Origin of the sequence: Pseudomonas gessardii (assembly GCF_001983165.1) — a bacterium.
GTDB classification, from domain to species: domain Bacteria; phylum Pseudomonadota; class Gammaproteobacteria; order Pseudomonadales; family Pseudomonadaceae; genus Aquipseudomonas; species Aquipseudomonas gessardii.
The window spans coordinates 1-21855 of record NZ_MNPU01000066.1 but is presented as its reverse complement, the minus strand read 5'-3'; the positions used below and the strand labels follow the sequence as shown (position 1 = coordinate 21855).

Here is a 21855-nt window from a genome sequence, read left to right as displayed (position 1 = left end):
TTGAATCACAGGCAATGGGGCAATGGACCGCCAAACCGCCGCGAGGTTTAACGCGCTCGCGACGGAACCGACCGGGTGCGCCCGCTGCCATCAATGGCGACGAACACAAACACCGCCTCGGTGACTTTGCGCCATTCGCTGGACAGCGGGTCATCGCTCCACACTTCGACCATCATCTGGATCGAGCTGCGGCCGATTTCCAGGGCCTGGGTGTAGAAGGACAACTGCGCGCCCACTGCCACCGGAACCAGGAAGGCCATGCGATCGATCGCTACGGTGGCTACGCGGCCGCCAGCGACCTTGCTGGCCATTGCCGTGCCGGCCAGGTCCATCTGCGCGACCAGCCAGCCGCCGAAAATATCGCCAAAACCGTTGGTCTCACGGGGCAGTGCGGTGATTTGCAGGGCGAGATCGCCTTGCGGGATAGGATCTTCTTGTTCGAGTTCGATCATGCCGGGGGTGCCTCTGACCCGTGACTCTTGGACTATGTAATCGGTGAATAGCCGTCTTGGAAAAACGATTCAGCCCCGAACATACTACGTTCGTCACGTTTTCCGAAAGGCGCCTTGAGGGAAACTCTGCGAAATCGGCTGGCCGGTGCCAACGACGTTTTCGCGCAACTTCCACTGATAAGCAGGTGCAAGCTGGGCAGTATATCGGTCGATAGCCTGCACGACGACCTTCGGTTTCCTATATTTGTACATCTATCTACACCGCGTTACAGGCGCCAAGGAAATGGCCAAAACAGTCATGCAACTTGAGGGGTTTGACCATTGTTTCTTTTGAACCCGGCACCCCAGTATTTGCGGGTGTTTCTGGTCCCCGATAATAATTCAAAGAGGGAAGGGCGGACCTCGCCAGGCAGCCTGCCTGCGGGGCGGCGCCCACCGCTGTACAGGTGTTTAGACTGTGCTTTTGCGGGCAATTTGTTATCTTGCCCGACCTGCCAGGCCAAACCCACGCCGTTGCGGATTCCTGATCTGACCTAATAAGAGAAGCCTTGCCATGACCACAGTGCCTTCAAGCATTGCGCCGCCCGCCCGCCCGCTGAACCGCAACGACTACAAAACCCTGTCGCTGTCCGCCCTGGGTGGCGCGCTGGAGTTCTACGACTTCATCATCTTCGTGTTCTTCGCCACGGTGGTCGGCAAGCTGTTTTTCCCTGCTGATATGCCCGAATGGCTGCGCCTGATGCAGACCTTCGGCATCTTCGCCGCCGGCTACCTGGCGCGGCCACTGGGCGGGATCATCATGGCGCATTTCGGCGACCTGCTGGGGCGCAAGAAGATGTTCACCCTGAGCATCTTCATGATGGCCGTGCCGACCCTGATCATGGGCCTGTTGCCGACCTATGCGCAGATCGGCCTGTGGGCCCCGATCCTGTTGCTGCTGATGCGCGTGATCCAGGGCGCGGCGATTGGTGGCGAAGTGCCGGGGGCGTGGGTTTTTGTTTCAGAGCATGTACCGCCACGCCATATCGGCTACGCCTGCGGCACCCTGACCAGCGGCCTGACCGCCGGGATCCTCCTGGGTTCGCTGGTGGCCACCGCGATCAACACGATCTACACCCCTGAGCAGGTCTCGGATTACGCTTGGCGGATCCCGTTCCTGCTGGGCGGTGTGTTCGGCCTGTTCTCGGTGTACCTGCGCCGTTGGCTGCACGAAACCCCGATCTTTGCCGAAATGCAGCAGCGCAAGACCCTGGCCGCCGAGCTGCCATTGCGTGCGGTCCTGCGGGATCACCGTGGCGCCATCGTGCTGTCGATGCTGCTGACCTGGCTGCTGTCGGCCGGCATCGTCGTGGTGATCCTGATGACCCCGACCGTGTTGCAGACCATCTACCACTTCAGCCCGACCGTCTCGTTGCAGGCCAACAGCCTGGCGATCGTCACCCTGAGCCTGGGCTGCATCCTCTCTGGCGCACTGGCTGACCGCTTCGGTGCCGGGCGCGTGCTGATCGCCGGTTGCGCGTTGCTGCTCGCGACCTCATGGACGCTGTATCACAGCCTGCTGGACCACCCGGGCTGGCTGTTCCCGCTGTACACCCTCACCGGCCTGTTCGTCGGCGTGGTCGGTGTGGTGCCCTACGTGATGGTCAAGGCCTTCCCGCCGGTGGTGCGTTTCAGTGGCCTGTCGTTTTCCTACAACGTCGCCTACGCGGTGTTCGGTGGTCTGACGCCGTTGGTGGTCTCGCTGCTGATGAAGGAAAGCCCGATGGGCCCGGCGTACTACGTGGCGGTGATCTGCACCATGGGGATACTGGTGGGTGCCTACCTGTGGAAACGGGGGCGATAAACGCCTCGGGAGTAAAGGATGCACACGGATGTGCTCATCGGATTTTATGTAGGCGCCAGGTGGCAAGTCTTGCCTGGCATTCTGATACGGGCAAGCGAGCGCCTCCCTCCAGCATCGTGTCCAGTGCCGTTGCTGCATCGCTGACATTGATCACTTGATACTCGACCATAAGGTCGAGTAGCCAAAGTGCACCATGCACTTGCAGCCCGTCCCGTATAGCCTGGCGTCGGAGCTTCCCATCGCCAGTTAACAAGGGTCTTTTGGTCGTCTGTGCCAGCAGGTAGCAGGAGACGTCAGCCAAGGAACTGTTGTTGTGTTCGATTTTGAGTCCCCAGAGCTTTTGCACACCGTGTTCGTCAAATGACTCGACAACCAGTCCTTGAGCGAGCAGTTCATCATGGGGAAAATCCTCAAGCTCCTGCATGACGAAGTCGGTACAGCAGAGTGTGAATGGCAGCCTGAACATATGCTCCAGCAATCCCGCGTTTCTGAAGTCAATCCAGATATTGGTATCGCTGATATAGATCAGGCTCATGCACTCTCCAGTGAGCCCAGAAAGTTGGGGTCCAGAGCCTTTATTGGACGACGCAGTAACTCAACTGCTCGCGACTTGGTGATAAGGCCCTCTGCCAGGCCCCAGAACACTAGCGATTCAAAACGCTGAGGCGGCTTGCAGGGGAGCTGCTCGGGTTCTGCCTTACGCCAGCCATTGCTGCTGAACTGAATGATCAGGGATTTGTAGCCGCTTTCTCCTAGCAGGTTGAGGTCCTTCAAGCGACGGAGCGCCGCTTGCATCGAGAGCCCATACTGGCGTTTGGCAATCAATAGTTCGCGAGGGTGGACGCGTGAGCGTTGATGGCTCCCGAAATCTCCAGTGACACTTTTGGCTGGATAAAGAAAAGCCCCCGCGAAGCGGTGGCAGCAGCTTTCTTTATCGCGTTCGGGCATCTCATCAGGCAGTTGCATGACCCAGTGTCCCAACTCATGAGCAGCAGTGAAGCGAATGCGCTCGCCTGGTCTTTGGGCGTTCAGAGCGATCAGCACATGTTCGCCGCCATGGGTCGCGGCACAGGCACCGTCGAAATCATCCGGGCCATTGAGCATCACCACTTTGATACCGTGCTCTTCAAGTTGCTCAGTCAGATGGGCGATCGGGTCTGCGCCGATGCCCCAATATTTGCGCAGCTCCTCGGCCGCCCATTCGGCCTCCTCTATAGAGGTAACGGACAACATCTGTGGTGGAGTTCTGGCGGTCTGGATATCCAGCGGATCGAAGCACTCCTCCAGGGCAATGTATCGCTCCAGGTGTTCGCGAATCTGCTCCTCAACCTGCACCTGGCGGTATTGGGGCATTTTCGCCAGTTTGCGGAACTCCAGCGGTGCAAGTGGCAGGGCTTCGGGGCGAAAAAAATACTCCGGGCTCACCTCCAATGCCTTGGCCAATTGCAGAAGGCGCTGGGAGTTCGGAGTGCTCAAGCCTTTTTCATACTTGCTCAGGCCTTGCTTGGTGATGTCGCCGAGACTGAGCGCCAGTGCCTCCAGTGACATGCCACGCAACAACCTCGCGCGGCGGATTCGGTCATTGATCATGTGAGGTCTCCTTAAGTTGACAAGACTATGCTTTGCTTGTTTTTTGTCAACCTGGGGCAGACTGCTGGTTACGTCGCGTCTTTGACAGCGACGTGCGGAGGTTAGTGAGTACGGCTCCTAGAGAAACCCTAAAGATCTGTCGGAAAATTCCGGGTTACCTTCCGCTCAATACTGGCCTTTCATCTAATTGTCATATTCCAGACATAGAGTGTTCACACGGCCTACCGATACTTGGCCCCGATCCAACTATCCCTATCTGCTAGGAGTAAGGCATGAAACTGAAGCGTTTGATGGCGGCAATGACTTTTGTCGCTGCTGGCGTTGCGACTGCCCACGCGGTGGCCGCTGGTGTTGACCCGGCAATTCCGGCTTATACCAAGACCACTGGTGTATCGGGCAACTTGTCCAGCGTCGGTTCCGATACCCTGGCCAACCTGATGACCTTGTGGGCCGAGAACTACAAGAAAGAATACCCGAACGTAAACATCCAGATTCAAGCCGCCGGTTCCTCCACCGCGCCGCCTGCACTCACCGAAGGCACTGCCAACCTGGGCCCGATGAGCCGCAAGATGAAGGACAACGAACTGCAGGCTTTCGAGCAGAAGTACGGCTACAAGCCGACAGCTATCCCGGTGGCCGTAGACGCCCTGGCGGTGTTCGTGCACAAAGACAACCCGATCAAGCACCTGACCATGGCCCAGGTCGACGCCGTGTTCTCGTCGACTCGCCTGTGCGGCGCCAAGGCTGATGCCAAGACCTGGGGCGACCTGGGCGTGACCGGCGACCTGGCCAACAAGCCAGTGCAACTGTTCGGTCGTAACTCGGTATCCGGCACCTACGGCTACTTCAAGGAAGAAGCCCTGTGCAAAGGTGACTTCAAGCCAAACGTCAACGAACAACCAGGCTCGGCTTCGGTCGTGCAGTCCATCAGCTCTTCGCTGAACGGCATTGGTTACTCGGGCATCGGCTACAAGACCGCCAGCGTGAAAACCGTGGCCCTGGCCAAGAAAGAAGGCGGCGAGTTCGTCGAAGACACCGAAGAGAACGCCCTGAACGGCAAGTACCCGCTGTCGCGCTTCCTCTACGTGTACATCAACAAAGCCCCGAACAAGCCTCTGGCCCCGCTGGAAGCCGAGTTCGTGAAGCTGGTTCTGTCCAAACAGGGCCAGGAAGTTGTCGTCAAGGATGGCTACATCCCACTGCCAGCCAAAGTTGCCGCCAAGGCACTGGCTGACCTGGGTCTGAAAGAAGGCAAATAAGCCTGCACTACCTGGTGTAGAGGCATGCTCTTGTGTGGGAGCGGGCTGGCCCGCGATGCTGGCGACACGGTTTAAATTGAAATCGCGTTGATGCCATCGCGGGCCAGCCCGCTTCCACAACAAGCGGCCTACACCGCTAATTTTTCGGTCCGCTGCCAGCTCTGCTACGCGGCGGATTTTTTGCGTCACTGCATTGTCATCTTTCTGTCATACAGGATCGCTAGGGTGTGCGCATGAATGATCTGGCCAATTCCACCATGACGACGACTTCTCCTCCCAAGCGCATTGACTTCAATACGCCTGAGCTGCAACGCAAGCGCCGCATCCGCGCGCTCAAGGACCGCCTGACCCGTTGGTACGTACTGGTCGGCGGTCTTGCCGTCCTCGGCGCTATCACGCTGATTTTCTTCTTCCTGGCCTATGTGGTCGCGCCGCTGTTCCAGGGTGCCAGCCTGACCAAGGACGACGCCCTGACCCCAGCCTGGATGCAGGATGCCGGCAAGCCGTTGCTGATCTCCCTGGAAGAACAGAACCAGGTCGCCATGCGGGTTTCCGACAAAGGCCAGGCGTTGTTCTTCAGTGTCGACAGCGGCGTGGAACTCAAGCGTGTCGACCTGGCCCTGCCGGCCGGCGCCAGCGTGGTGTCCATCGGTAAAGACCAGCCAGGCAGCCCGCTGGTGATCCTTGGCCTGTCCAATGGCCAGTCCCTGGTGTTCCGCCACTCTTATAAAGTGTCCTACCCGGACGGCAAGAAGACCATTTCGCCCGAGATCGAATACCCTTACGGCGAAGCGCCGATGGTGCTCGATGAAGCCGGTCGGCCGCTGGAGCACGTGGCCCTCAATGCCACCGACACCTCGCTGATTGTTGCCGGTTCCGCCGGCTCGCACCTGAACGTGCTGTCGGTGAGCCGCGAAGAAAACATGATGACCGGCGAAGTGGTCAGCGAGCAGAAACGCATCGACCTGCCACAAATGACCGAGCCTGTTAAAGCGATCTTTGTCGATCCGCGCCAGCAATGGCTGTATGTGATCAACGGTCGCGCCCTGGCCGATGTGTTCAGCCTGCGGGACAACAGCCTCAACGGTCGATACAAATTGTTGGAAGATGGCAGCGCCGAAATCACCGCCAGCACCCAGCTGGTGGGCGGTATTTCGCTGATCGTCGGTGACTCCAAGGGTGGCCTGGCCCAGTGGTTCATGGCCCGCGACCCGGATGGCGAGCAACACCTCAAGCAGATCCGTACCTTCCAGATGGGCACCACGCCGGTGGTGGAAATCACCGCGGAAGAGCGGCGCAAAGGCTTTACTGCCCTGGATGCCGCCGGCCAGTTCGGGGTGTTCCACAGCACCGCGCACCGCACCCTGCTGGTGGACCCGGTGGTCGAGAGCCAGGGCCTCTTCGGCATGTCGCCACGGGCCAACCGTGTGATCGTCGAAGCCGGCGGCAAGCTGCAGCCCTTGACCCTCGACAACCCGCACCCGGAAGTGTCCTGGAGCGCGTTGTGGAGCAAGGTCTGGTACGAGAACTACGACGAGCCTAAATACGTCTGGCAATCGACCGCTGCCAACAGCGACTTTGAACCCAAGATGAGCCTGGCGCCACTGACCTTCGGTACGCTCAAGGCCGCGTTCTACGCCATGTTGCTGGCCGCCCCCCTGGCCATTGCCGCGGCGATCTACACCGCCTACTTCATGGCCCCGAGCCTGCGCCGCAAGGTCAAGCCGGTGATCGAGCTGATGGAGGCGATGCCGACGGTGATCCTCGGCTTCTTCGCCGGCCTGTTCCTGGCGCCGTATGTCGAAGGGCACCTGCCGGGGATTTTCAGCCTGCTGATGCTGTTGCCGATTGGCATCCTCGTCGCTGGCTTTGTCTTCAGCCGCCTGCCTGAGTCGATCCGCCTGCGGGTGCCAGATGGCTGGGAAAGCGCGATCCTGATCCCGGTGATCCTGTTTGTGGGCTGGCTCTCGCTGTACATGAGCCCGTACCTGGAAACCTGGTTCTTCGGTGGCGACATGCGCATGTGGATCTCCCACGACCTGGGCATCACCTATGACCAGCGCAACGCCCTGGTCGTCGGCCTGGCCATGGGTTTTGCGGTGATCCCGAACATCTACTCCATCGCCGAAGACGCCGTGTTCAGCGTGCCCCGTGGCCTGACCCTGGGCTCCCTGGCCCTGGGCGCCACGCCATGGCAGACCATGACCCGCGTGGTGTTGCTGACCGCCAGCCCCGGGATTTTCTCGGCGCTGATGATCGGTATGGGCCGTGCGGTGGGCGAGACCATGATCGTGCTGATGGCCACGGGTAACACCCCGGTCATGGAAATGAACCTGTTTGAAGGCCTGCGCACCCTGGCAGCCAACGTCGCGGTGGAAATGCCCGAGTCGGAAGTGGGCGGCAGTCATTACCGCGTGTTGTTCCTCTCGGCGCTGGTGCTGCTGCTGTTCACCTTCATCATGAACACCCTCGCCGAGCTGATCCGTCAGCGTCTGCGCAAGAAATACTCGTCGCTTTAAGAAAGGTAGAAGTCTGTGAAACAGAACTCCCTGAATGGATGGTTCAAGAGCGGCGCCCCTGGCGTCTGGATCAGCGGTGGCGCGGTGGCCATCGCGGTCATCATGACCATTGGTTTGCTGGCTGTGATTGCCGTGCGTGGCCTGGGTCACTTCTGGCCGGCCGACCTGATCCAGGCCAACTACAACGTGCCGGGCCAGGCCAACCACATCGTCATCGGCGAAGTGGTACAGAAAGAACAAGTGCCACGCGAGCGCCTGAAAAGCGCAGGCCTGCCAGTGCCGGAGGCTGGCCCGGAGTTCATGACCCGCGAGCTGATCAAGGTCGGCAACCGTGACTTGAACGGCAATGACTTCACGTGGATCGTCGGCGAATGGCTGACCAACCAGACCACGCCTGCCGAGCTGATGGCCATTGAACGTCGTGAGTGGGGCAACTTCTACGGCACCCTGGTCAACGTCAAGCAGGACGGCAAGGTCATCGCCGAAGGCGAGGCGGCCTGGCCGGAGCTGCAGGCGCGGGTTGAGCGGGTGAACAGGCTGGCGGCCGATCTCAAGACTCTTGAGAAGCGCGATATTGGCGCGATCAACGCGGGCCTTGAGCGGATCCGCCTGCACGGCCGCAAACTGGAACTCAGCGGCCAGCTCGACGCCGCCGCCCAGGCCGATATGGATGCCGAGCGCGCCGAGCTGAATGCGCGTTACCAGGCCGTCGAGGCGCGCCTGACCGACCTGCATGCCCAGTTCAACCGCGACAGCCTCACGGCCCGCGATGCCAACGGCAAAGAGCTTGAGATCAATATCGGCCATGTGGTGCACGCCTACCAGCCGAACGCCATGGGCACCCTGACCAAGATGGGGTTCTATGTCAGCAAGGTCTGGGAGTTCCTCAGCGACGACCCACGGGAAGCCAACACCGAAGGCGGGATCTTCCCGGCGATCTTCGGCACCGTGATGATGACCCTGATCATGGCGATGATCGTGACCCCGTTCGGCGTGCTGGCGGCGGTCTACCTGCGTGAATACGCCAAGCAGAACACGTTGACCCGTGTCATCCGTATCGCGGTGAACAACCTGGCGGGCGTCCCGGCGATTGTCTACGGCGTGTTCGGCCTGGGCTTCTTTGTGTACGTGCTGGGTGGTTCGGTGGACCGCCTGTTCTTCCCCGAAGCCCTGCCGGCACCGACCTTCGGTACGCCGGGCCTGTTGTGGGCCTCGCTGACCCTGGCGCTGCTGGCGGTGCCGGTGGTGATCGTGGCCACCGAAGAAGGCCTGGCGCGGATCCCACGCACCGTGCGTGAAGGTTCCCTGGCCCTGGGTGCGACCAAGGCGGAAACGCTGTGGAAAATCGTCCTGCCCATGGCCAGCCCGGCGATGATGACCGGCATGATCCTGGCCGTGGCCCGCGCCGCCGGTGAAGTGGCGCCGCTGATGCTGGTGGGTGTGGTGAAACTGGCGCCGTCGCTGCCGCTGGACGGCAACTACCCGTACTTGCACCTGGACCAGAAGATCATGCACCTGGGCTTCCATATCTACGACGTCGGCTTCCAGAGCCCCAACGTCGAGGCCGCCCGCCCGCTGGTGTACGCCACTGCGTTCCTGCTGGTGCTGGTGATCGCCACGCTGAACCTGTCGGCGGTATGGATTCGTAACCACCTGCGCGAAAAGTACAAGGCACTGGACAGTTAATTGAAGTGAACGCGGATTAAATGTGGGAGGGGGCTTGCTCCCGATAGCGGTGTGCCAGCCAGCACATGTGTTTCTGATACACCGCTATCGGGAGCAAGCCCCCTCCCACACAACGAATTGGTAGCACAGGGAGCATCCCATGCAACATGAAACCCATTCCCACGGCATCAACATGTCAGCCCTGGGTCGCGACAAGCAGAGCCTGAGCCTGGCTGAAGAAACCGTGGCCATCGAAGTCCCGGGCCTGAGCCTGTACTACGGTGAAAAACAGGCACTGTTCGACGTCAGCATGAACATCCCCAAGCAACGCGTGACCGCCTTTATCGGCCCGTCGGGCTGCGGCAAGTCCACGCTGCTGCGCACCTTCAACCGCATGAACGACCTGGTGGACGGTTGCCGTGTGGAAGGCGCGATCAACCTCTACGGCAGCAACATCTACCGCAAGGGCGAAGACGTGGCCGAGCTGCGTCGCCGGGTGGGCATGGTGTTCCAGAAGCCCAACCCGTTCCCCAAGACCATCTATGAAAACGTGGTCTATGGCCTGCGCATCCAGGGCATCAACAAAAAGCGCATCCTCGACGAAGCGGTCGAGTGGGCCCTTAAAGGCGCGGCGCTGTGGGACGAGGTCAAGGACCGCCTGCACGAGTCGGCCCTCGGCCTGTCCGGCGGCCAGCAGCAGCGTCTGGTGATTGCCCGGACCATCGCCGTGGAGCCGGAAGTGCTGCTGCTCGACGAACCCTGCTCGGCACTCGACCCGATCTCGACACTGAAAGTCGAAGAACTGATCTACGAACTCAAGTCCAAGTTCACCATCGTCATCGTGACCCACAACATGCAACAGGCGGCGCGGGTTTCCGACTACACCGCGTTCATGTACATGGGCAAACTGGTGGAGTTCGGCGATACCGACACCCTGTTCACCAATCCGGCGAAGAAGCAGACCGAAGACTACATCACCGGTCGCTACGGCTAGGAAGCTGTGGTTCTGATTGCACTGACGCTGCGGTTCTCCGCACCTTACCGGACGCTCCAAGGACGCCAACATGATTAGCAAAGAAGGCCTTACCCACCACATCTCCGCGCAGTTCAACGCCGAGCTTGAGGAAGTGCGCAGCCACCTCCTGGCCATGGGCGGGCTGGTGGAGAAGCAAGTCAACGATGCGGTGACCGCGCTGATCGAGGCCGACTCGGGCCTGGCCCAGCAAGTGCGCGAGATCGATGAGCAGATCAACCAGATGGAACGCAATATCGACGAGGAATGCCTGCGCATCCTCGCCCGTCGCCAGCCGGCGGCGTCCGACCTGCGTTTGATCATCAGCATTTCCAAGTCGGTGATCGATTTGGAGCGTATCGGCGACGAAGCCACCAAGATCGCCCGTCGCGCCATCCAGTTGTGCGAAGAAGGCGAAGCGCCGCGCGGTTATGTCGAAGTGCGCCACATCGGCGACCAGGTGCGCAACATGGTGCGCGACGCGCTGGATGCCTTTGCGCGCTTCGACGCCGACCTGGCGTTGTCGGTGGCCCAGTACGACAAGATCATCGACCGCGAGTACAAGACCGCCCTGCGTGAACTGGCGACTTACATGATGGAAGACCCGCGCTCTATCTCGCGGGTCTTGAGCATCATCTGGGTGCTGCGCTCCCTGGAACGGATCGGCGACCACGCACGCAATATCTCGGAATTGGTGATTTACCTGGTGCGCGGCACCGACGTACGGCACATGGGCCTCAAGCGCATGAAGGCCGAAGTTGAAGGCACGGCCGATCAAATCCCTAATGTTCCGGCAGAATCTGACGATAAGTAAGATTGCCCGAGAAATAAACGCCCGACCTCTGGTCGGGCGTTTGCGTTTGTGGCGTAGAGTTTTGCGCTGCGGGCTGCCATAAAGTCCCGGCGTGACTGACGAGTTTTTGGCAAGATGCCATCAGTTAAGCATTTTGCTTGCCGGGGTTTTGAGAGGATGAAGGGTCGATGAGTAAAGTCAGTGTATTGGTGGTGGATGACGCCTCGTTTATTCGCGACCTGGTGAAGAAGTGCCTGCGTAACTACTTCCCCGGCATCAGGATTGAAGATGCGGTAAACGGCAAAAAGGCCCAGGCCATCCTGATGCGCGAAACCTTCGACATGGTGCTGTGCGACTGGGAAATGCCGGAAATGTCCGGCCTGGAATTGTTGACCTGGTGCCGTGAGCAACCGCAACTCAAAACCATGCCGTTTGTCATGGTCACCAGCCGCGGCGACAAGGAAAACGTAGTCCAGGCCATCCAGGCCGGCGTTTCCGGCTACGTCAGCAAGCCTTTCACCAACGAACAGTTGCTGAACAAGGTCAAGCAGGCCCTGAACAAGATCGGTCGCCTCGACGCCTTGCTGGCCAGCGCGCCGACTAAGATGAACTCGGCCTTTGGCAACGACTCCCTCAGCGCCCTGACCGGCGGCAAGCCCGAAGCGGTCAAGCCGGCCCCAGTGGCCGCACCGAGCAAAGGCTTGCTCAGCACCCCGCCCGTGCAGGCCGCGGCAGCCCCCTCGGCCACTAGCGGTCGGGGCCAGGGCCAGTTGCGCCTGTCCAGTGGCACCCAGCAATGCGTGATCAAGGCCCTGAGCATCAAGGAGGCGTTGCTGGTGGTGCGCCGTGGCGACGTCCTGCCCCAGGTGCTGGAAAGCGCGGTGCTGGACCTTGAGCAAGGCGAGAACGCCGAGACCGCCCGCCTCAATGGCTACCTGCATGCCATTGTCGCCTATGAACCACGCCCCGACAGCGACTGGCTGCAACTGACCTTCCGCTTTGTCGACCAGGATGCGCAGAAGCTCGACTACATCTCCCGCCTGATCGCCCGGGGTACGGCGCAGAAGCATTTTGTGCCGGGTGCGTGATCTTCCCAAAAACGCCGTGGATCGACCAGTTGTCTGATTCTTGGCGTGCGCCTTGATTTATATCGGTTCCGATATAATTTTTCGGTAGCGCTTCGGTGCTATCGAGTGTCCGCCATGCCTTGCAACACACAACTACCGCCGTTGGCTGAATCGTCGATTACGCTTTTTCTTTCCAGGAAGGGAGAAGTGAATGCCAAGGCACAAGGATGTGGTGTTTGTGGGAAGCTCGCTCAAGGATCTCAAGTCGTTTCCGCTCGCGCCAGATTGCAGGAGTTAGGCTAAGTGACAGCCCAAACGCTAAACACCGAACGTTTCAGCAGTGTCTGGGATGCCCTGGAAGACACCCCCCAGCAGGCCGCGAACATGCGTTTGCGCTCAAAACTGTTGCTGGAGCTGTGCAAGACTATTCGCGGTTGGGAGCTGTCCCAGAAGGACGCGGCCCAGCGCCTGCACATAAGCCAGCCACGACTCAACGATGTACTCAGTGGCAAGATCGACAAGTTCTCCCTGGATGCCTTGGTCAATTTGTCCGCTGCCGCCGATATGGACGTAGATATTTGCTGCTCGGCGCAACTCGCCTGACCCACACAACATTGTCATGAACCCTTGCTAGCCTGCCGTTCAGTCATACCCGGCAGGTTTCTCCCATGCTTGTGCGTTTTTTGCTGTTTTGTGGCCTGTGTACGGTCGCTTCATCGACCCTGGCCATGACCCTCTATCGTTCCACCGATGCCCGTGGCGTGGTGTTTTTCAGTGACCAGAAGACCCCCGGCGCCCAGGCGTTTGTGTTCCAGGAGCGCCGGGTCGCGCCGCAGAAGCGCCAGGGGCTTGATCCCCAGCCTGCCCGTCATCTGCGGCCTGCACCGTTCCAGCGCTATCCCTTGCCCTGGCGCGGCGGTCCGTTCCGCCTGACCCAGGGCCCTGGCGGCACGTTCAGTCATTCTGACGTCAAGAGCCGCTACGCCATGGACATTGCCATGCCCGAGGGCACGCCGATCATCGCGGCACGGGGCGGGGTGGTGGTGAAGACCGAGAACAGCCAATCGGGACGTGGCAGTGACCCGTCGGGCAACTTTGTGCGGGTGCTGCACGATGACGGCACCCAGGGCGTGTATCTGCACCTCAAGCAGGGTTCGGTCAGCGTCAGGGACGGGCAACGGGTGGGCGTAGGCAGCCCGCTGGCGCTGTCGGGCAATACCGGCAACAGCAGCGGGCCACACCTGCATTTTGTGGTGCAGCGCGATACGGGGGCGGGGTGGGTATCGATTCCGTATGAGTTCACGCAGCCGGTACAGGCCTTGCCCAACTTTGCGTCGGGCCTGTAGGCGCCGGCAAGCCGACGCCTACAAAGGGCTTAGTCGAGCATCAGCACCTTGGCCAGCACGATTTTCGGGCCTTTCATCTTCTTGATGATGATCCGCAGGCCTTCGACTTCCAGGACTTCTTCCTCTTCCGGCACCCGGTTCAGGGTGTCGTAGATCAAGCCGGCGAGGGTTTCGGCCTCGATGTGGTCCAGGTCGATGCCCAGCAGGCGCTCGATCTTGAACAGCGGCGTGTCGCCACGCACCAGCAGCTTGCCCGGCTGGTAGGCGAGGATGCCGCGTTCGGCCTTGCGGTGTTCGTCCTGGATATCGCCCACCAGCACTTCCAGCACGTCTTCCATGGTCAGGTAGCCGATGATATTGCCGTCGGCTTCCTCCACCAGGGCAAAGTGCGCGCCGCCCTTGCGGAACTGCTCCAGCAATTGCGACAGCGGCATGTGCCGCGACACGCGCTCCAGCGGGCGGGTCAGCTCGGCCAGGTTGAACGACTCGGGGATATGGTCCAGGGCCGCCAGTTCCAGCAGCAAATCCTTGATATGCAGCAGGCCGACAAACTCACCGCGCACGGCGTCGTACACCGGGTAGCGGCTAAATTTGTGGCGGCGGAACAGCGCGAGGATTTCCTTGAGCGGGGCGTTGAAATCCAGGGTCACCAGGTCTTCCCGGGAGTTGGCCCAGTCCACCACTTCCAGCTCGCCCATTTCCACGGCCGAGGCCAGCACGCGCATGCCTTGGTCGCTGGGGTCCTGGCCACGGCTGGAGTGCAGGATCAGCTTGAGTTCTTCGCGGCTGTAATGGTGCTCGTGGTGCGGGCCGGGCTCGCCCTGGCCGGCGATGCGCAGGATCGCGTTGGCGCTGGCGTTGAGCAGGTAGATCGCCGGGTACATGGCCCAGTAGAACAGGTACAGCGGCACCGCCGTCCACAGCGACAGCAACTCGGGCTTGCGAATGGCCCAGGACTTGGGCGCCAGCTCGCCGACCACGATGTGCAGGTAGGAAATCACGAAGAAGGCGGCAAAGAACGACACGCCCTTGATCACTTCGGCCGATTCGACGCCCATGGCGCCCAGCAGCGGCTCCAGGATGTGCGCGAAGGCCGGCTCACCGACCCAGCCCAGGCCCAGGGAGGCGAGGGTGATACCCAGCTGGCACGCCGACAGGTAGGCGTCGAGCTGGCTGTGGACGGTGCGCAGGATCTGCCCGCGCCAGCCATTGGTGTGGGCGATCGCCTCGACCCGGGTGGCGCGCAGTTTGACCATGGCAAATTCCGCCGCAACGAAGAAACCGTTGAGCAGTACCAGGATCAGTGCAAAAAGAATCATGCCGAAATCGGCGAAGAGTGTCGCGAGGGTGATACCAGGGGAAGGGTCCATGATGGGGTTTTGCGGGTTCCGTGTGTTCAAAAAGGGGTGATGGCAGTGCCTCAAGGGCGGGCACAAGTCAGGCAATGTAGCGGCTGACGGGGCGCTTGCCTAGTGGCGGCTGCCGGGTGGGGCTTGCAGGCGCAACAAATCCAATGTGGGAGCGGGCTTGCTCGCGATGCAGGCAACTCGGTGTATCAGGTGCTCTGAGGTGATGCTATCGCGAGCAAGCCCGCTCCCACACAAGCCAGTCCTACATCAAGTCGTGGGTATTTTCAGATTAATCCTTCACCGCGATGGCTTCCGAACGGCTGACCTGGGGCGGCGCAAAGTGGCAGGTAAAGGTGCTGCCGTGGCCCAGTACGCTGCTGATTTCCAGGCGGGCCCGGTGGCGCAACAGCACATGCTTGACGATCGCCAGGCCCAGCCCGGTGCCGCCGGTGTTGGAGTTGCGGCTGGAGTCGACGCGGTAGAAACGCTCGGTCAGGCGCGGCAAGTGCTTGCTGTCGATACCAATCCCCGAATCCTGCACGCTCAGGTGCGCGCCCTGCTGGTCGGCCCACCAGCGGATGCGGATCGTGCCTTTGTCCTGGGTGTACTTCACGGCGTTGAACACCAGGTTGGAAAAGGCGCTGCGCAACTCGCCCTCGCTGCCCTTGAGCAGCACCGTCGGGTCGGCTTCCAGGGTGATGTGCTGGCCGCGCTCGCCGGACAGGGCCTGGGCATCGTTCTTGATGGTCTGCAGCAGGCTCTGTACGGCCACGGGGTGGTTGTCCGAGGGGTAGTCGGTGGCTTCCAGCTTGGCCAGCAGCAGCAGGTCGTTGAGCAGGGTCTGCATGCGTGAGCCTTGTTGCTGCATCTGCTGCAAGGCACGGCTCCAGCGCGGGTTGACCTCTTCGACGTTGTCCAGCAGCGTTTCCAGGTAGCCGCAGATCACCGTCAAGGGCGTGCGCAACTCGTGGGAGACGTTGGCGACGAAATCCTTGCGCATCTGTTCCAGCTGATGGATGCGGGTCACGTCGCGCACCAGCATCAAGTGTTCGTTGTTGCCATAGCGCGTGAGGTACAGCTGGATGCGCACCCGGTCATTGGTGGGCGACGGGATTTCCAGGGCTTCCTCGTAGTTGTCCTGCTCGAAGTATTCCTTGAAGCGCGGATGGCGTACCAGGTTGGTCACCGGCTGGCCGCTGTCCTGGGGCGTCTTGAGGCCCAGCAGGGTCTCGGCGGCGCGGTTCCACCATTCCAGGTTGCCGTCGCTGTCGAGCATGATCACCGCGTCCTTGAGCGCGGCGGTCGACTCCTGGACCCGGTCGATCACCGCCTGCAGGCGGCCACGCACCCGCTGGTCGCGGCGTTGCAGGTGATAGATGCTGTCGAACACCTCGCCCCACAGGCCATAGCCGTCGGGTGGCGCTTCATCGGGTTTATGCTGGCGCAGCCAGTCGTGCAGGCGCAGCAATTGCTTGAGGGTCCAGCCCAGGTAGAGGCCCAGGCCAATGGCCAGGCTCCAGCCGTAATAGCCGCTGATCAGGCCCACCAACAGGCAGCCGGTGACCAGCAGGAGCATGTGGCGGATCAGGGTGCCATGCCAGTTTTGGTTCACTTGAACATGCGTCCTTGTCGGCTGTTAAGTCTGGGTAGGGTTGGCTCAACCCTTGGTTGAAAACCGATACCCGGTGCCGCGCACGGTTTGTACCAGGTTCTCATAGGCATCGCCCAAGGCTTTGCGCAGGCGGCGGATATGCACGTCCACGGTGCGCTCCTCGACATACACGTTGCCGCCCCACACTTGGTCCAGTAATTGCCCACGGGTATAGGCGCGCTCCTGGTGGGTCATGAAAAACTGCAACAGGCGGTATTCGGTGGGGCCCATCTCGGCCGGCGTGCCGTCGATGGTCACGCGGTGGCTGATGGGGTCCAGCACCAGGCCGCCGACTTCAATCGGGGCCTCGCCATCGGTCGGGCCGGCGCGGCGCAATACGGCCTTCAGGCGTGCAACCAGTTCCCGTGGGGAAAATGGCTTGGTGATGTAGTCATCGGCACCGACTTCCAGGCCCTGGATCTTGTTGTCCTCTTCGCCCTTGGCGGTGAGCATGATGATCGGGATATCCCCGGTCAGCTCATCACGCTTGAGGCGTCGGGCCAATTCGATACCGGAGGTGCCGGGCAGCATCCAGTCCAGCAGGATCAGGTCCGGCTTGCGGTCGACGATAATGGCGTGGGCCTGCTGGGAGTTCTCTGCCTCCAGGCAGTCATAGCCGGCCATTTCCAACGCAACGGCGATCATTTCGCGAATGGGCGCTTCGTCGTCAACGATCAGAATGCTCCTGCCAACCATGCTAAGTCCTCTTGTCATTTAACTGTCTTGCGCCGCATTAGATAACGGAATTATTGCAGTCGTGTGACAGTATTTTACTGGCCTGCGCAATCGGCCGGGTCCTGAACTACGCTTTGGGTCCGAATCCTGGCAACCGCAAAAGGAAGGTTCCGATGAGTCAACGTACTTTTTCCTGGAAAGCCCTGCTGGTCACGGTGGCGTTGACGCTGCCAGCACTGGCTGTCGCGGCAGACCCCGCCATGACTAAAGACGGGATGTTGGTGGACCACAAGGGCATGGCGCTTTATACCTTTGCCAAGGATGCCGACGGCAAGTCTATGTGCAATGACAAGTGCGCGACCAACTGGCCGCCGTTGAAGGCCGAGTCCACCGATAAGCCGATGGGCAAGTGGACCGTCATCACCCGTGACGACAACACCAGTCAGTGGGCTTATGACGGTAAGCCGTTGTACACCTTCATTGCCGACAAGAAGGGCGGCGTTGCGACGGGTGATGGCAAAATGGATGGCGCCTGGAAGGTCGCCAAGCCCTAGGCCACAACTGTGTGGGGGCTTGTTGTGGCAAGCCCTCTCATCCCGTCTTATCGAAAGGCGTAGTCCGCCACAATCCCGACAAAAATCGCCAACCCCGCCCAATGGTTGTGCAAAAACGCCTTGAAGCACTTCATCCGGTCCCGATCCCGGGTGTACCAGAACTCCCAGGCAAAGCAACCCGCAGCTGCCACCAACCCTAGGTGGAACCAGCCGCCCAGCTCAAAGCGCGAGCCCGCCAGCAGCAGGCACAGCAGCGCCAACCCCTGCAAGGTAAGGATGATGATCCGGTCGGCATCGCCAAACAGGATTGCGGTGGATTTGACGCCGATTTTCAAATCGTCATCGCGGTCGGTCATCGCGTAATAGGTGTCGTAGGCCACCGTCCACAGCAGGTTGGCGATATACAGCAACCACGCAATGGCCGGCAGGCTGCCGGTCTCGGCGGTAAACGTCATGGGTATGCCCCAGGAAAACGCCGCGCCCAGCACCACCTGCGGGTAATAGGTGTAGCGCTTCATGAAGGGGTAACTGACCGCCAGCGCCAGGCCGCCCAGGGACAGCCAGATGGTGGCGGCGTTGGTCAGCAGCACCAGCAGGAAACTGATGGCCATCAGCACCGCAAAGAACACCAGGGCCTCTTTGGAGCTGATCTTGCCGCTCGCCAACGGGCGTTGCGCGGTACGCTTCACATGACCGTCGACCTTGCGGTCCGCCCAGTCATTGATCACGCAACCGGCGGCCCGGGTCAGGGTCACGCCGAGGACAAAAATCACGATATTGCTCAACGACGGCGAGCCCTTGCCGGCAATCCATAGTGCCCACAAGGTGGGCCACAGCAGCAGATAGATGCCGATGGGCTTGTCCATCCGCGTCAGTTGTACGAAGTCCCAGGCCCGTGGGTGCAGGCGGTTCAGGGAGTGGAGCAGGCGCTGGTACATCAGCAGTTCTCCGCAGATGGGTGCACGGCTTGCCACAGGCTCGGCAGGAACACCTCTGCCACCAAGACGCTCAACGCGCCGCGATCAAAGCGCGAGCGCCGCGCCCACAAGCCATTGGCCTGATCCGCCTTCGGCAGCCAGGCGCGTGGGTAGTGGCAGACTTCGATGGCCTGGCGGGTGAAGGCCTGGTCACAAAACAGCAGTTCGCCCAGGGAACGGCTGCCCAACTCATCCATATGCAAGCCATCGCCCTGCAAGGCACTGCGCGCCGCGACGCTGCGGGCAAACACCCAGGCCTGGCCGTGACCGCGCAAATACACCTCGCGCACCCAGCCAATACTGGCGACTGGCAGGTCGAGGGCGGCGCATTCGTCGTCTCGCAGGGGCTGCCAGCCTTCGTACAACGGCGTGACACTGAAACCATCGTGGGACAGGTGTGTCAGACGGCGGGTCAGCGACCCCTCATCGAACAGCCAGTCGAGGGTAGGAGGCGCGGGCAAAGGGTGCAGAAGGCTCTGGTTCAGCCATTGGCAGGCATCGGGAACAGCAATCGAATGCGGCACGGGGAGTCATTATTGGCAGTTAATGAGGCGCCGAGCTTACCATGGCCGCCTGGATTGTTGCCGGGGTGCGCCGGGACATTGGGGCGAACGTGCTTGCATCTGGGCGCCCCGATCAGTACAAAACGCCCTGAGCCGCACGGCAATGCTGGATCTATCGACTGTCGGCCAGTACGCCTGGACCCTGAGGAAGCAAGTAATGAAGAAGTGGCAATGTGTAGTCTGTGGCCTGATCTACAACGAAGCGGACGGATGGCCGGATGACGGGATCGCCCCCGGCACCCTGTGGCAGGACGTCCCGGAAGACTGGCTGTGCCCGGACTGCGGCGTCGGCAAAATGGATTTTGAAATGATCGAAATCGGTTGATTCGCTGAATTTAAGAAACGTACTACAAGGAGAATGGAATGAGCGCACCTGTCGTGATCATCGGTACAGGCTTGGCCGGTTACAACCTGGCTCGGGAGTTTCGCAAGCTCGACAGCGAAACCCCGCTGTTGCTGATCACTGCGGATGACGGGCGTTCCTACTCCAAGCCCATGCTCTCCACCGGTTTTGGCAAGAACAAGAATGCCGATGGCCTGAGCATGGCGACCCCGGGCACCATGGCCGAGCAACTCAAGGCCGAGGTGCGCACCCATACCCGAGTCAGTGGCATCGACCCTGGCCACAAGCGCCTGTGGATCGGCGAGGAAGCGCTGGCCTATCGCGACCTGATTCTGGCCTGGGGCGCCCAGACGGTACAGGTCCCGGTCGAGGGCGATGCCGCTGAACTGATTTTTCCGATCAACGACCTGGAAGACTACGCGCGCTTTCGCCACGCCGCAGCCGGCAAGCGCCGTGTGCTGCTGTTGGGCGTGGGCCTGATCGGCTGTGAGTTTGCCAACGACCTGATCCTGGGCGGCTACACTGTCGACCTGGTGGCACCGTGCGAGCAAGTCATGCCGACCCTGCTGCACCCGGCAGCGGCTGCAGCGGTGCAGGCCGGGCTGGAAGGCCTGGGGGCACGCTTCCACCTGGGCCCGGTGCTCAACCGCCTGCAACGCACGGCTGAAGGCCTGGAAGCCCACTTGTCCGATGGCACCGTGATCGAATGCGACCTGGTGGTCTCCGCCATTGGCTTGCGCCCACGGGTGGACCTGGCGGCTGCGGCCGGCCTGCAAACCAACCGTGGAATCATGGTTGACCGCCACCTCAAGACCTCCCATGCCAATATCTACGCCCTGGGCGACTGCGCCGAGGTCGATGGCCTGAACCTGCTGTATGTCATGCCCCTGATGAGCTGCGCCCGCGCCCTGGCCCAGACCCTGGCGGGCAACGCCACGGCGGTCAACTACGGGCCGATGCCGGTCACGGTGAAAACCCCGGCGTGCCCGTTGGTGGTTTCGCCACCGCCACGGGGCACTGAAGGCGTGTGGAGCGTCGAAGGGCAGGGCGCCGACATCAAGGCTTTGTGCCGCGATCCCAGCGGGCGCCTGCTGGGCTATGCGCTGACAGGCACGGCGGTCATGGAAAAACTGGCCTTGAATAAGGAACTTCCGCCACTGCTGGCGTAAATACTGGTCGTTCTGTCGGAATAAGCACCTTTTTCCCACTAGAAAGGTCGCCACGAGACTGGCGCAGGCACCAATGGCATGCCATCCTCACTCCCGTCTGCCGCAGAGTAGAGCCTGCGGCGCCTTGGCGCTGCTCCAGCAGAGAGCAGCACGGACATAACAACAAAAAACCGTCAAAGAGGCTTCACCTATGCGTAAACCAGAACTCGCAGCCGCCATTGCAGAAAAAGCAGACCTGACCAAAGAACAGGCCAACCGCGTCCTCAACGCCGTTCTTGAAGAAATCACTGGCGCCTTGCACCGCAAGGACAGCGTCACCCTGGTTGGCTTCGGCACCTTCCTGCAACGCCACCGCGGCGCCCGCACCGGCAAAAACCCGCAAACCGGCGAGCCGGTGAAAATCAAGGCGAGCAACACCGTGGCGTTCAAGCCGGGCAAGTCGCTCAAAGATAGCGTCAACCCGTAAGCGCGGCACCGTCTCGAAGGGAGGCGGGGAGGTATGAAAAATGGGCACGCCGACTGGGTTGGGTGCCCATTTTTGTTGGCCGCCTCATCAGGGACTGTTGAGCCGTGTCAGCATGCGGTGTGCGGCCCTGTTTACGCGGGCGAGTGCAACGCTACTATCCGTTTGTGAGCTCAGTCATGAATTCTTCAAATGATTCGCAAACGAACGCCAGTTCTTCCTCATCCATCAAGTAAAGATAAATATATCCAAAATTATCTTCCTTGACTGACAAGAGAAATGAATTACCCACCCGGTCATAAGCAAAGGGGATCATTTGTTTTAACGATGGAATATCGTCAGTTAAGTCTCTATAGACCGTTTCGATCGGTGCATTACCATATTTGATAGGTGTAAATCCGCCTAGAAAAAATCATTATCGTCATTGCTGTCAGACAAATCGTAAGCGCTCCATAAACCCCACCTTCAAATGACCCAAGTACGACCTGATGCTGTGCTCCCGATTTTCTTTCTGGAGCCAGCCCATGATGCGCCCCGATCCCAAGGTTAAAGCCGTTTATCTTTA

General features: G+C 60.6%; 23 protein-coding genes. 13 read left to right on the top strand and 10 right to left on the bottom strand.

Translation table 11 applies throughout. The annotated features are described in order from the left end of the window. Nucleotides 1–47 precede the first annotated feature (47 nt). Entirely contained in the window at nt 48–452 is a 405-nt protein-coding gene (locus tag BLL38_RS27475) for an acyl-CoA thioesterase (RefSeq protein ID WP_003176975.1), read from the bottom strand. Between the two features lie 562 nt (nt 453–1014). On the opposite strand from BLL38_RS27475, the gene BLL38_RS27470 reads away from it, so the two are divergent. Beyond that, nucleotides 1015–2295, top strand: coding sequence for an MFS transporter (locus BLL38_RS27470; RefSeq protein ID WP_169866545.1), 1281 nt, complete (start codon nt 1015–1017; stop codon nt 2293–2295). 34 nt (nt 2296–2329) lie between these two features. Here the strand turns inward: BLL38_RS27470 and BLL38_RS27465 are convergent, their stop codons facing one another. Both BLL38_RS27465 and BLL38_RS27460 read right to left on the bottom strand, forming a co-directional pair. Further along, a complete protein-coding gene (locus BLL38_RS27465; protein ID WP_076965086.1) occupies nt 2330–2830 on the bottom strand; it encodes a PIN domain-containing protein in 501 nt (166 codons plus the stop codon). Then, nucleotides 2827–3885: a helix-turn-helix domain-containing protein gene (locus BLL38_RS27460; RefSeq protein ID WP_076965085.1), complete on the bottom strand. Its 1059-nt coding sequence runs from the start codon at nt 3883–3885 to the stop codon at nt 2827–2829. The genes BLL38_RS27465 and BLL38_RS27460 overlap by 4 nt, the downstream gene beginning before the upstream one ends. 272 nt (nt 3886–4157) lie before the next feature. Between BLL38_RS27460 and BLL38_RS27455 the strand changes: the two genes are divergently transcribed. From BLL38_RS27455 to BLL38_RS27420, 8 genes are all read left to right on the top strand, one after another. After that, nucleotides 4158–5144 carry a phosphate ABC transporter substrate-binding protein PstS gene (locus BLL38_RS27455; protein ID WP_038444526.1) on the top strand — a complete coding sequence of 329 codons (987 nt, stop codon included), beginning with the start codon at nt 4158–4160 and terminating at the stop codon, nt 5142–5144. Nucleotides 5145–5377: 233 nt separating this feature from the next. Then, on the top strand, nt 5378–7663 hold the full coding sequence (locus tag BLL38_RS27450; protein WP_076965084.1) for an ABC transporter permease subunit: 2286 nt from the start codon (nt 5378–5380) through the stop codon (nt 7661–7663). Between the two features lie 15 nt (nt 7664–7678). Continuing rightward, complete coding sequence (gene pstA, locus BLL38_RS27445; RefSeq protein WP_076965083.1) at nt 7679–9349, top strand: phosphate ABC transporter permease PstA; 1671 nt, start codon at nt 7679–7681, stop codon at nt 9347–9349. Between the two features lie 139 nt (nt 9350–9488). After that, on the top strand, nt 9489–10322 hold the full coding sequence (pstB, locus tag BLL38_RS27440; protein WP_029289934.1) for a phosphate ABC transporter ATP-binding protein PstB: 834 nt from the start codon (nt 9489–9491) through the stop codon (nt 10320–10322). 70 nt (nt 10323–10392) lie between these two features. Next, entirely contained in the window at nt 10393–11154 is a 762-nt protein-coding gene (phoU, locus tag BLL38_RS27435) for a phosphate signaling complex protein PhoU (protein WP_076965082.1), read from the top strand. Between the two features lie 167 nt (nt 11155–11321). Next, complete coding sequence (locus tag BLL38_RS27430; protein ID WP_076965081.1) at nt 11322–12221, top strand: response regulator; 900 nt, start codon at nt 11322–11324, stop codon at nt 12219–12221. A gap of 282 nt (nt 12222–12503) precedes the next feature. Then, complete coding sequence (locus BLL38_RS27425) at nt 12504–12803, top strand: helix-turn-helix domain-containing protein (RefSeq protein WP_076965080.1); 300 nt, start codon at nt 12504–12506, stop codon at nt 12801–12803. A gap of 65 nt (nt 12804–12868) precedes the next feature. Continuing rightward, on the top strand, nt 12869–13546 hold the full coding sequence (locus tag BLL38_RS27420; RefSeq protein ID WP_076965079.1) for a M23 family metallopeptidase: 678 nt from the start codon (nt 12869–12871) through the stop codon (nt 13544–13546). A 29-nt stretch (nt 13547–13575) separates the two neighbouring features. Here the strand turns inward: BLL38_RS27420 and BLL38_RS27415 are convergent, their stop codons facing one another. The 3 genes from BLL38_RS27415 to phoB form a co-directional block, all read right to left on the bottom strand. Then, on the bottom strand, nt 13576–14916 hold the full coding sequence (locus tag BLL38_RS27415) for a hemolysin family protein (protein WP_076965078.1): 1341 nt from the start codon (nt 14914–14916) through the stop codon (nt 13576–13578). A gap of 268 nt (nt 14917–15184) precedes the next feature. Then, on the bottom strand, nt 15185–16471 hold the full coding sequence (gene phoR, locus BLL38_RS27410) for a phosphate regulon sensor histidine kinase PhoR (RefSeq protein WP_154220705.1): 1287 nt from the start codon (nt 16469–16471) through the stop codon (nt 15185–15187). Between the two features lie 81 nt (nt 16472–16552). Continuing rightward, nucleotides 16553–17242 carry a phosphate regulon transcriptional regulator PhoB gene (phoB, locus tag BLL38_RS27405; RefSeq protein WP_076965076.1) on the bottom strand — a complete coding sequence of 230 codons (690 nt, stop codon included), beginning with the start codon at nt 17240–17242 and terminating at the stop codon, nt 16553–16555. A 152-nt stretch (nt 17243–17394) separates the two neighbouring features. Between phoB and BLL38_RS27400 the strand changes: the two genes are divergently transcribed. Further along, the gene (locus tag BLL38_RS27400; RefSeq protein ID WP_076965075.1) at nt 17395–17775 is read left to right on the top strand and encodes a COG4315 family predicted lipoprotein; all 381 of its coding nucleotides are present in this window, start codon (nt 17395–17397) and stop codon (nt 17773–17775) included. Between the two features lie 47 nt (nt 17776–17822). Here the strand turns inward: BLL38_RS27400 and ubiA are convergent, their stop codons facing one another. Both ubiA and BLL38_RS27390 read right to left on the bottom strand, forming a co-directional pair. Beyond that, nucleotides 17823–18713 (bottom strand): 4-hydroxybenzoate octaprenyltransferase, encoded by an 891-nt coding sequence (ubiA, locus tag BLL38_RS27395; protein ID WP_076965074.1) that lies wholly within the window; start codon nt 18711–18713, stop codon nt 17823–17825. Beyond that, a complete protein-coding gene (locus BLL38_RS27390) occupies nt 18713–19276 on the bottom strand; it encodes a chorismate--pyruvate lyase family protein (protein WP_076965073.1) in 564 nt (187 codons plus the stop codon). Before BLL38_RS27390 ends, ubiA begins: the two co-directional genes overlap by 1 nt. Before the next feature lie 196 nt (nt 19277–19472). Between BLL38_RS27390 and BLL38_RS27385 the strand changes: the two genes are divergently transcribed. The 3 genes from BLL38_RS27385 to BLL38_RS27375 all read left to right on the top strand — a co-directional run bounded on the left by BLL38_RS27385 (nt 19473) and on the right by BLL38_RS27375 (nt 21293). After that, complete coding sequence (locus BLL38_RS27385) at nt 19473–19640, top strand: rubredoxin (protein ID WP_032856748.1); 168 nt, start codon at nt 19473–19475, stop codon at nt 19638–19640. A gap of 38 nt (nt 19641–19678) precedes the next feature. Then, nucleotides 19679–20827, top strand: a complete 1149-nt coding sequence (locus BLL38_RS27380; RefSeq protein WP_076965072.1) for an NAD(P)/FAD-dependent oxidoreductase — start codon at nt 19679–19681, stop codon at nt 20825–20827. A 190-nt stretch (nt 20828–21017) separates the two neighbouring features. Beyond that, nucleotides 21018–21293 (top strand): HU family DNA-binding protein, encoded by a 276-nt coding sequence (locus BLL38_RS27375; RefSeq protein ID WP_003213368.1) that lies wholly within the window; start codon nt 21018–21020, stop codon nt 21291–21293. 154 nt (nt 21294–21447) lie between these two features. Here the strand turns inward: BLL38_RS27375 and BLL38_RS31560 are convergent, their stop codons facing one another. Both BLL38_RS31560 and BLL38_RS31555 read right to left on the bottom strand, forming a co-directional pair. Next, a complete protein-coding gene (locus tag BLL38_RS31560; RefSeq protein ID WP_236408981.1) occupies nt 21448–21606 on the bottom strand; it encodes an SMI1/KNR4 family protein in 159 nt (52 codons plus the stop codon). 58 nt (nt 21607–21664) lie between these two features. After that, nucleotides 21665–21855: hypothetical protein (locus BLL38_RS31555; RefSeq protein WP_249024857.1), on the bottom strand; the 191-nt coding region annotated here is incomplete at its 5' end.

Coding starts and splice junctions, on each gene's coding strand:
- phoU (WP_076965082.1), top strand. CDS start 10,393: ATGATTAGCAAAGAAGGCCTTACCCACCACATCTCCGCGCAGTTCAAC.
- ubiA (WP_076965074.1), bottom strand. CDS start 18,713: ATGTACCAGCGCCTGCTCCACTCCCTGAACCGCCTGCACCCACGGGCC.
- pstB (WP_029289934.1), top strand. CDS start 9,489: ATGCAACATGAAACCCATTCCCACGGCATCAACATGTCAGCCCTGGGT.
- BLL38_RS31560 (WP_236408981.1), bottom strand. CDS start 21,606: ATGATCCCCTTTGCTTATGACCGGGTGGGTAATTCATTTCTCTTGTCA.
- phoB (WP_076965076.1), bottom strand. CDS start 17,242: ATGGTTGGCAGGAGCATTCTGATCGTTGACGACGAAGCGCCCATTCGC.
- BLL38_RS27430 (WP_076965081.1), top strand. CDS start 11,322: ATGAGTAAAGTCAGTGTATTGGTGGTGGATGACGCCTCGTTTATTCGC.
- BLL38_RS27400 (WP_076965075.1), top strand. CDS start 17,395: ATGAGTCAACGTACTTTTTCCTGGAAAGCCCTGCTGGTCACGGTGGCG.
- phoR (WP_154220705.1), bottom strand. CDS start 16,471: ATGCTCCTGCTGGTCACCGGCTGCCTGTTGGTGGGCCTGATCAGCGGC.
- BLL38_RS27475 (WP_003176975.1), bottom strand. CDS start 452: ATGATCGAACTCGAACAAGAAGATCCTATCCCGCAAGGCGATCTCGCC.
- BLL38_RS27455 (WP_038444526.1), top strand. CDS start 4,158: ATGAAACTGAAGCGTTTGATGGCGGCAATGACTTTTGTCGCTGCTGGC.
- BLL38_RS27450 (WP_076965084.1), top strand. CDS start 5,378: ATGAATGATCTGGCCAATTCCACCATGACGACGACTTCTCCTCCCAAG.
- BLL38_RS27460 (WP_076965085.1), bottom strand. CDS start 3,885: ATGATCAATGACCGAATCCGCCGCGCGAGGTTGTTGCGTGGCATGTCA.
- BLL38_RS27385 (WP_032856748.1), top strand. CDS start 19,473: ATGAAGAAGTGGCAATGTGTAGTCTGTGGCCTGATCTACAACGAAGCG.
- BLL38_RS27375 (WP_003213368.1), top strand. CDS start 21,018: ATGCGTAAACCAGAACTCGCAGCCGCCATTGCAGAAAAAGCAGACCTG.
- BLL38_RS27420 (WP_076965079.1), top strand. CDS start 12,869: ATGCTTGTGCGTTTTTTGCTGTTTTGTGGCCTGTGTACGGTCGCTTCA.
- BLL38_RS27380 (WP_076965072.1), top strand. CDS start 19,679: ATGAGCGCACCTGTCGTGATCATCGGTACAGGCTTGGCCGGTTACAAC.
- BLL38_RS27415 (WP_076965078.1), bottom strand. CDS start 14,916: ATGGACCCTTCCCCTGGTATCACCCTCGCGACACTCTTCGCCGATTTC.
- BLL38_RS27465 (WP_076965086.1), bottom strand. CDS start 2,830: ATGAGCCTGATCTATATCAGCGATACCAATATCTGGATTGACTTCAGA.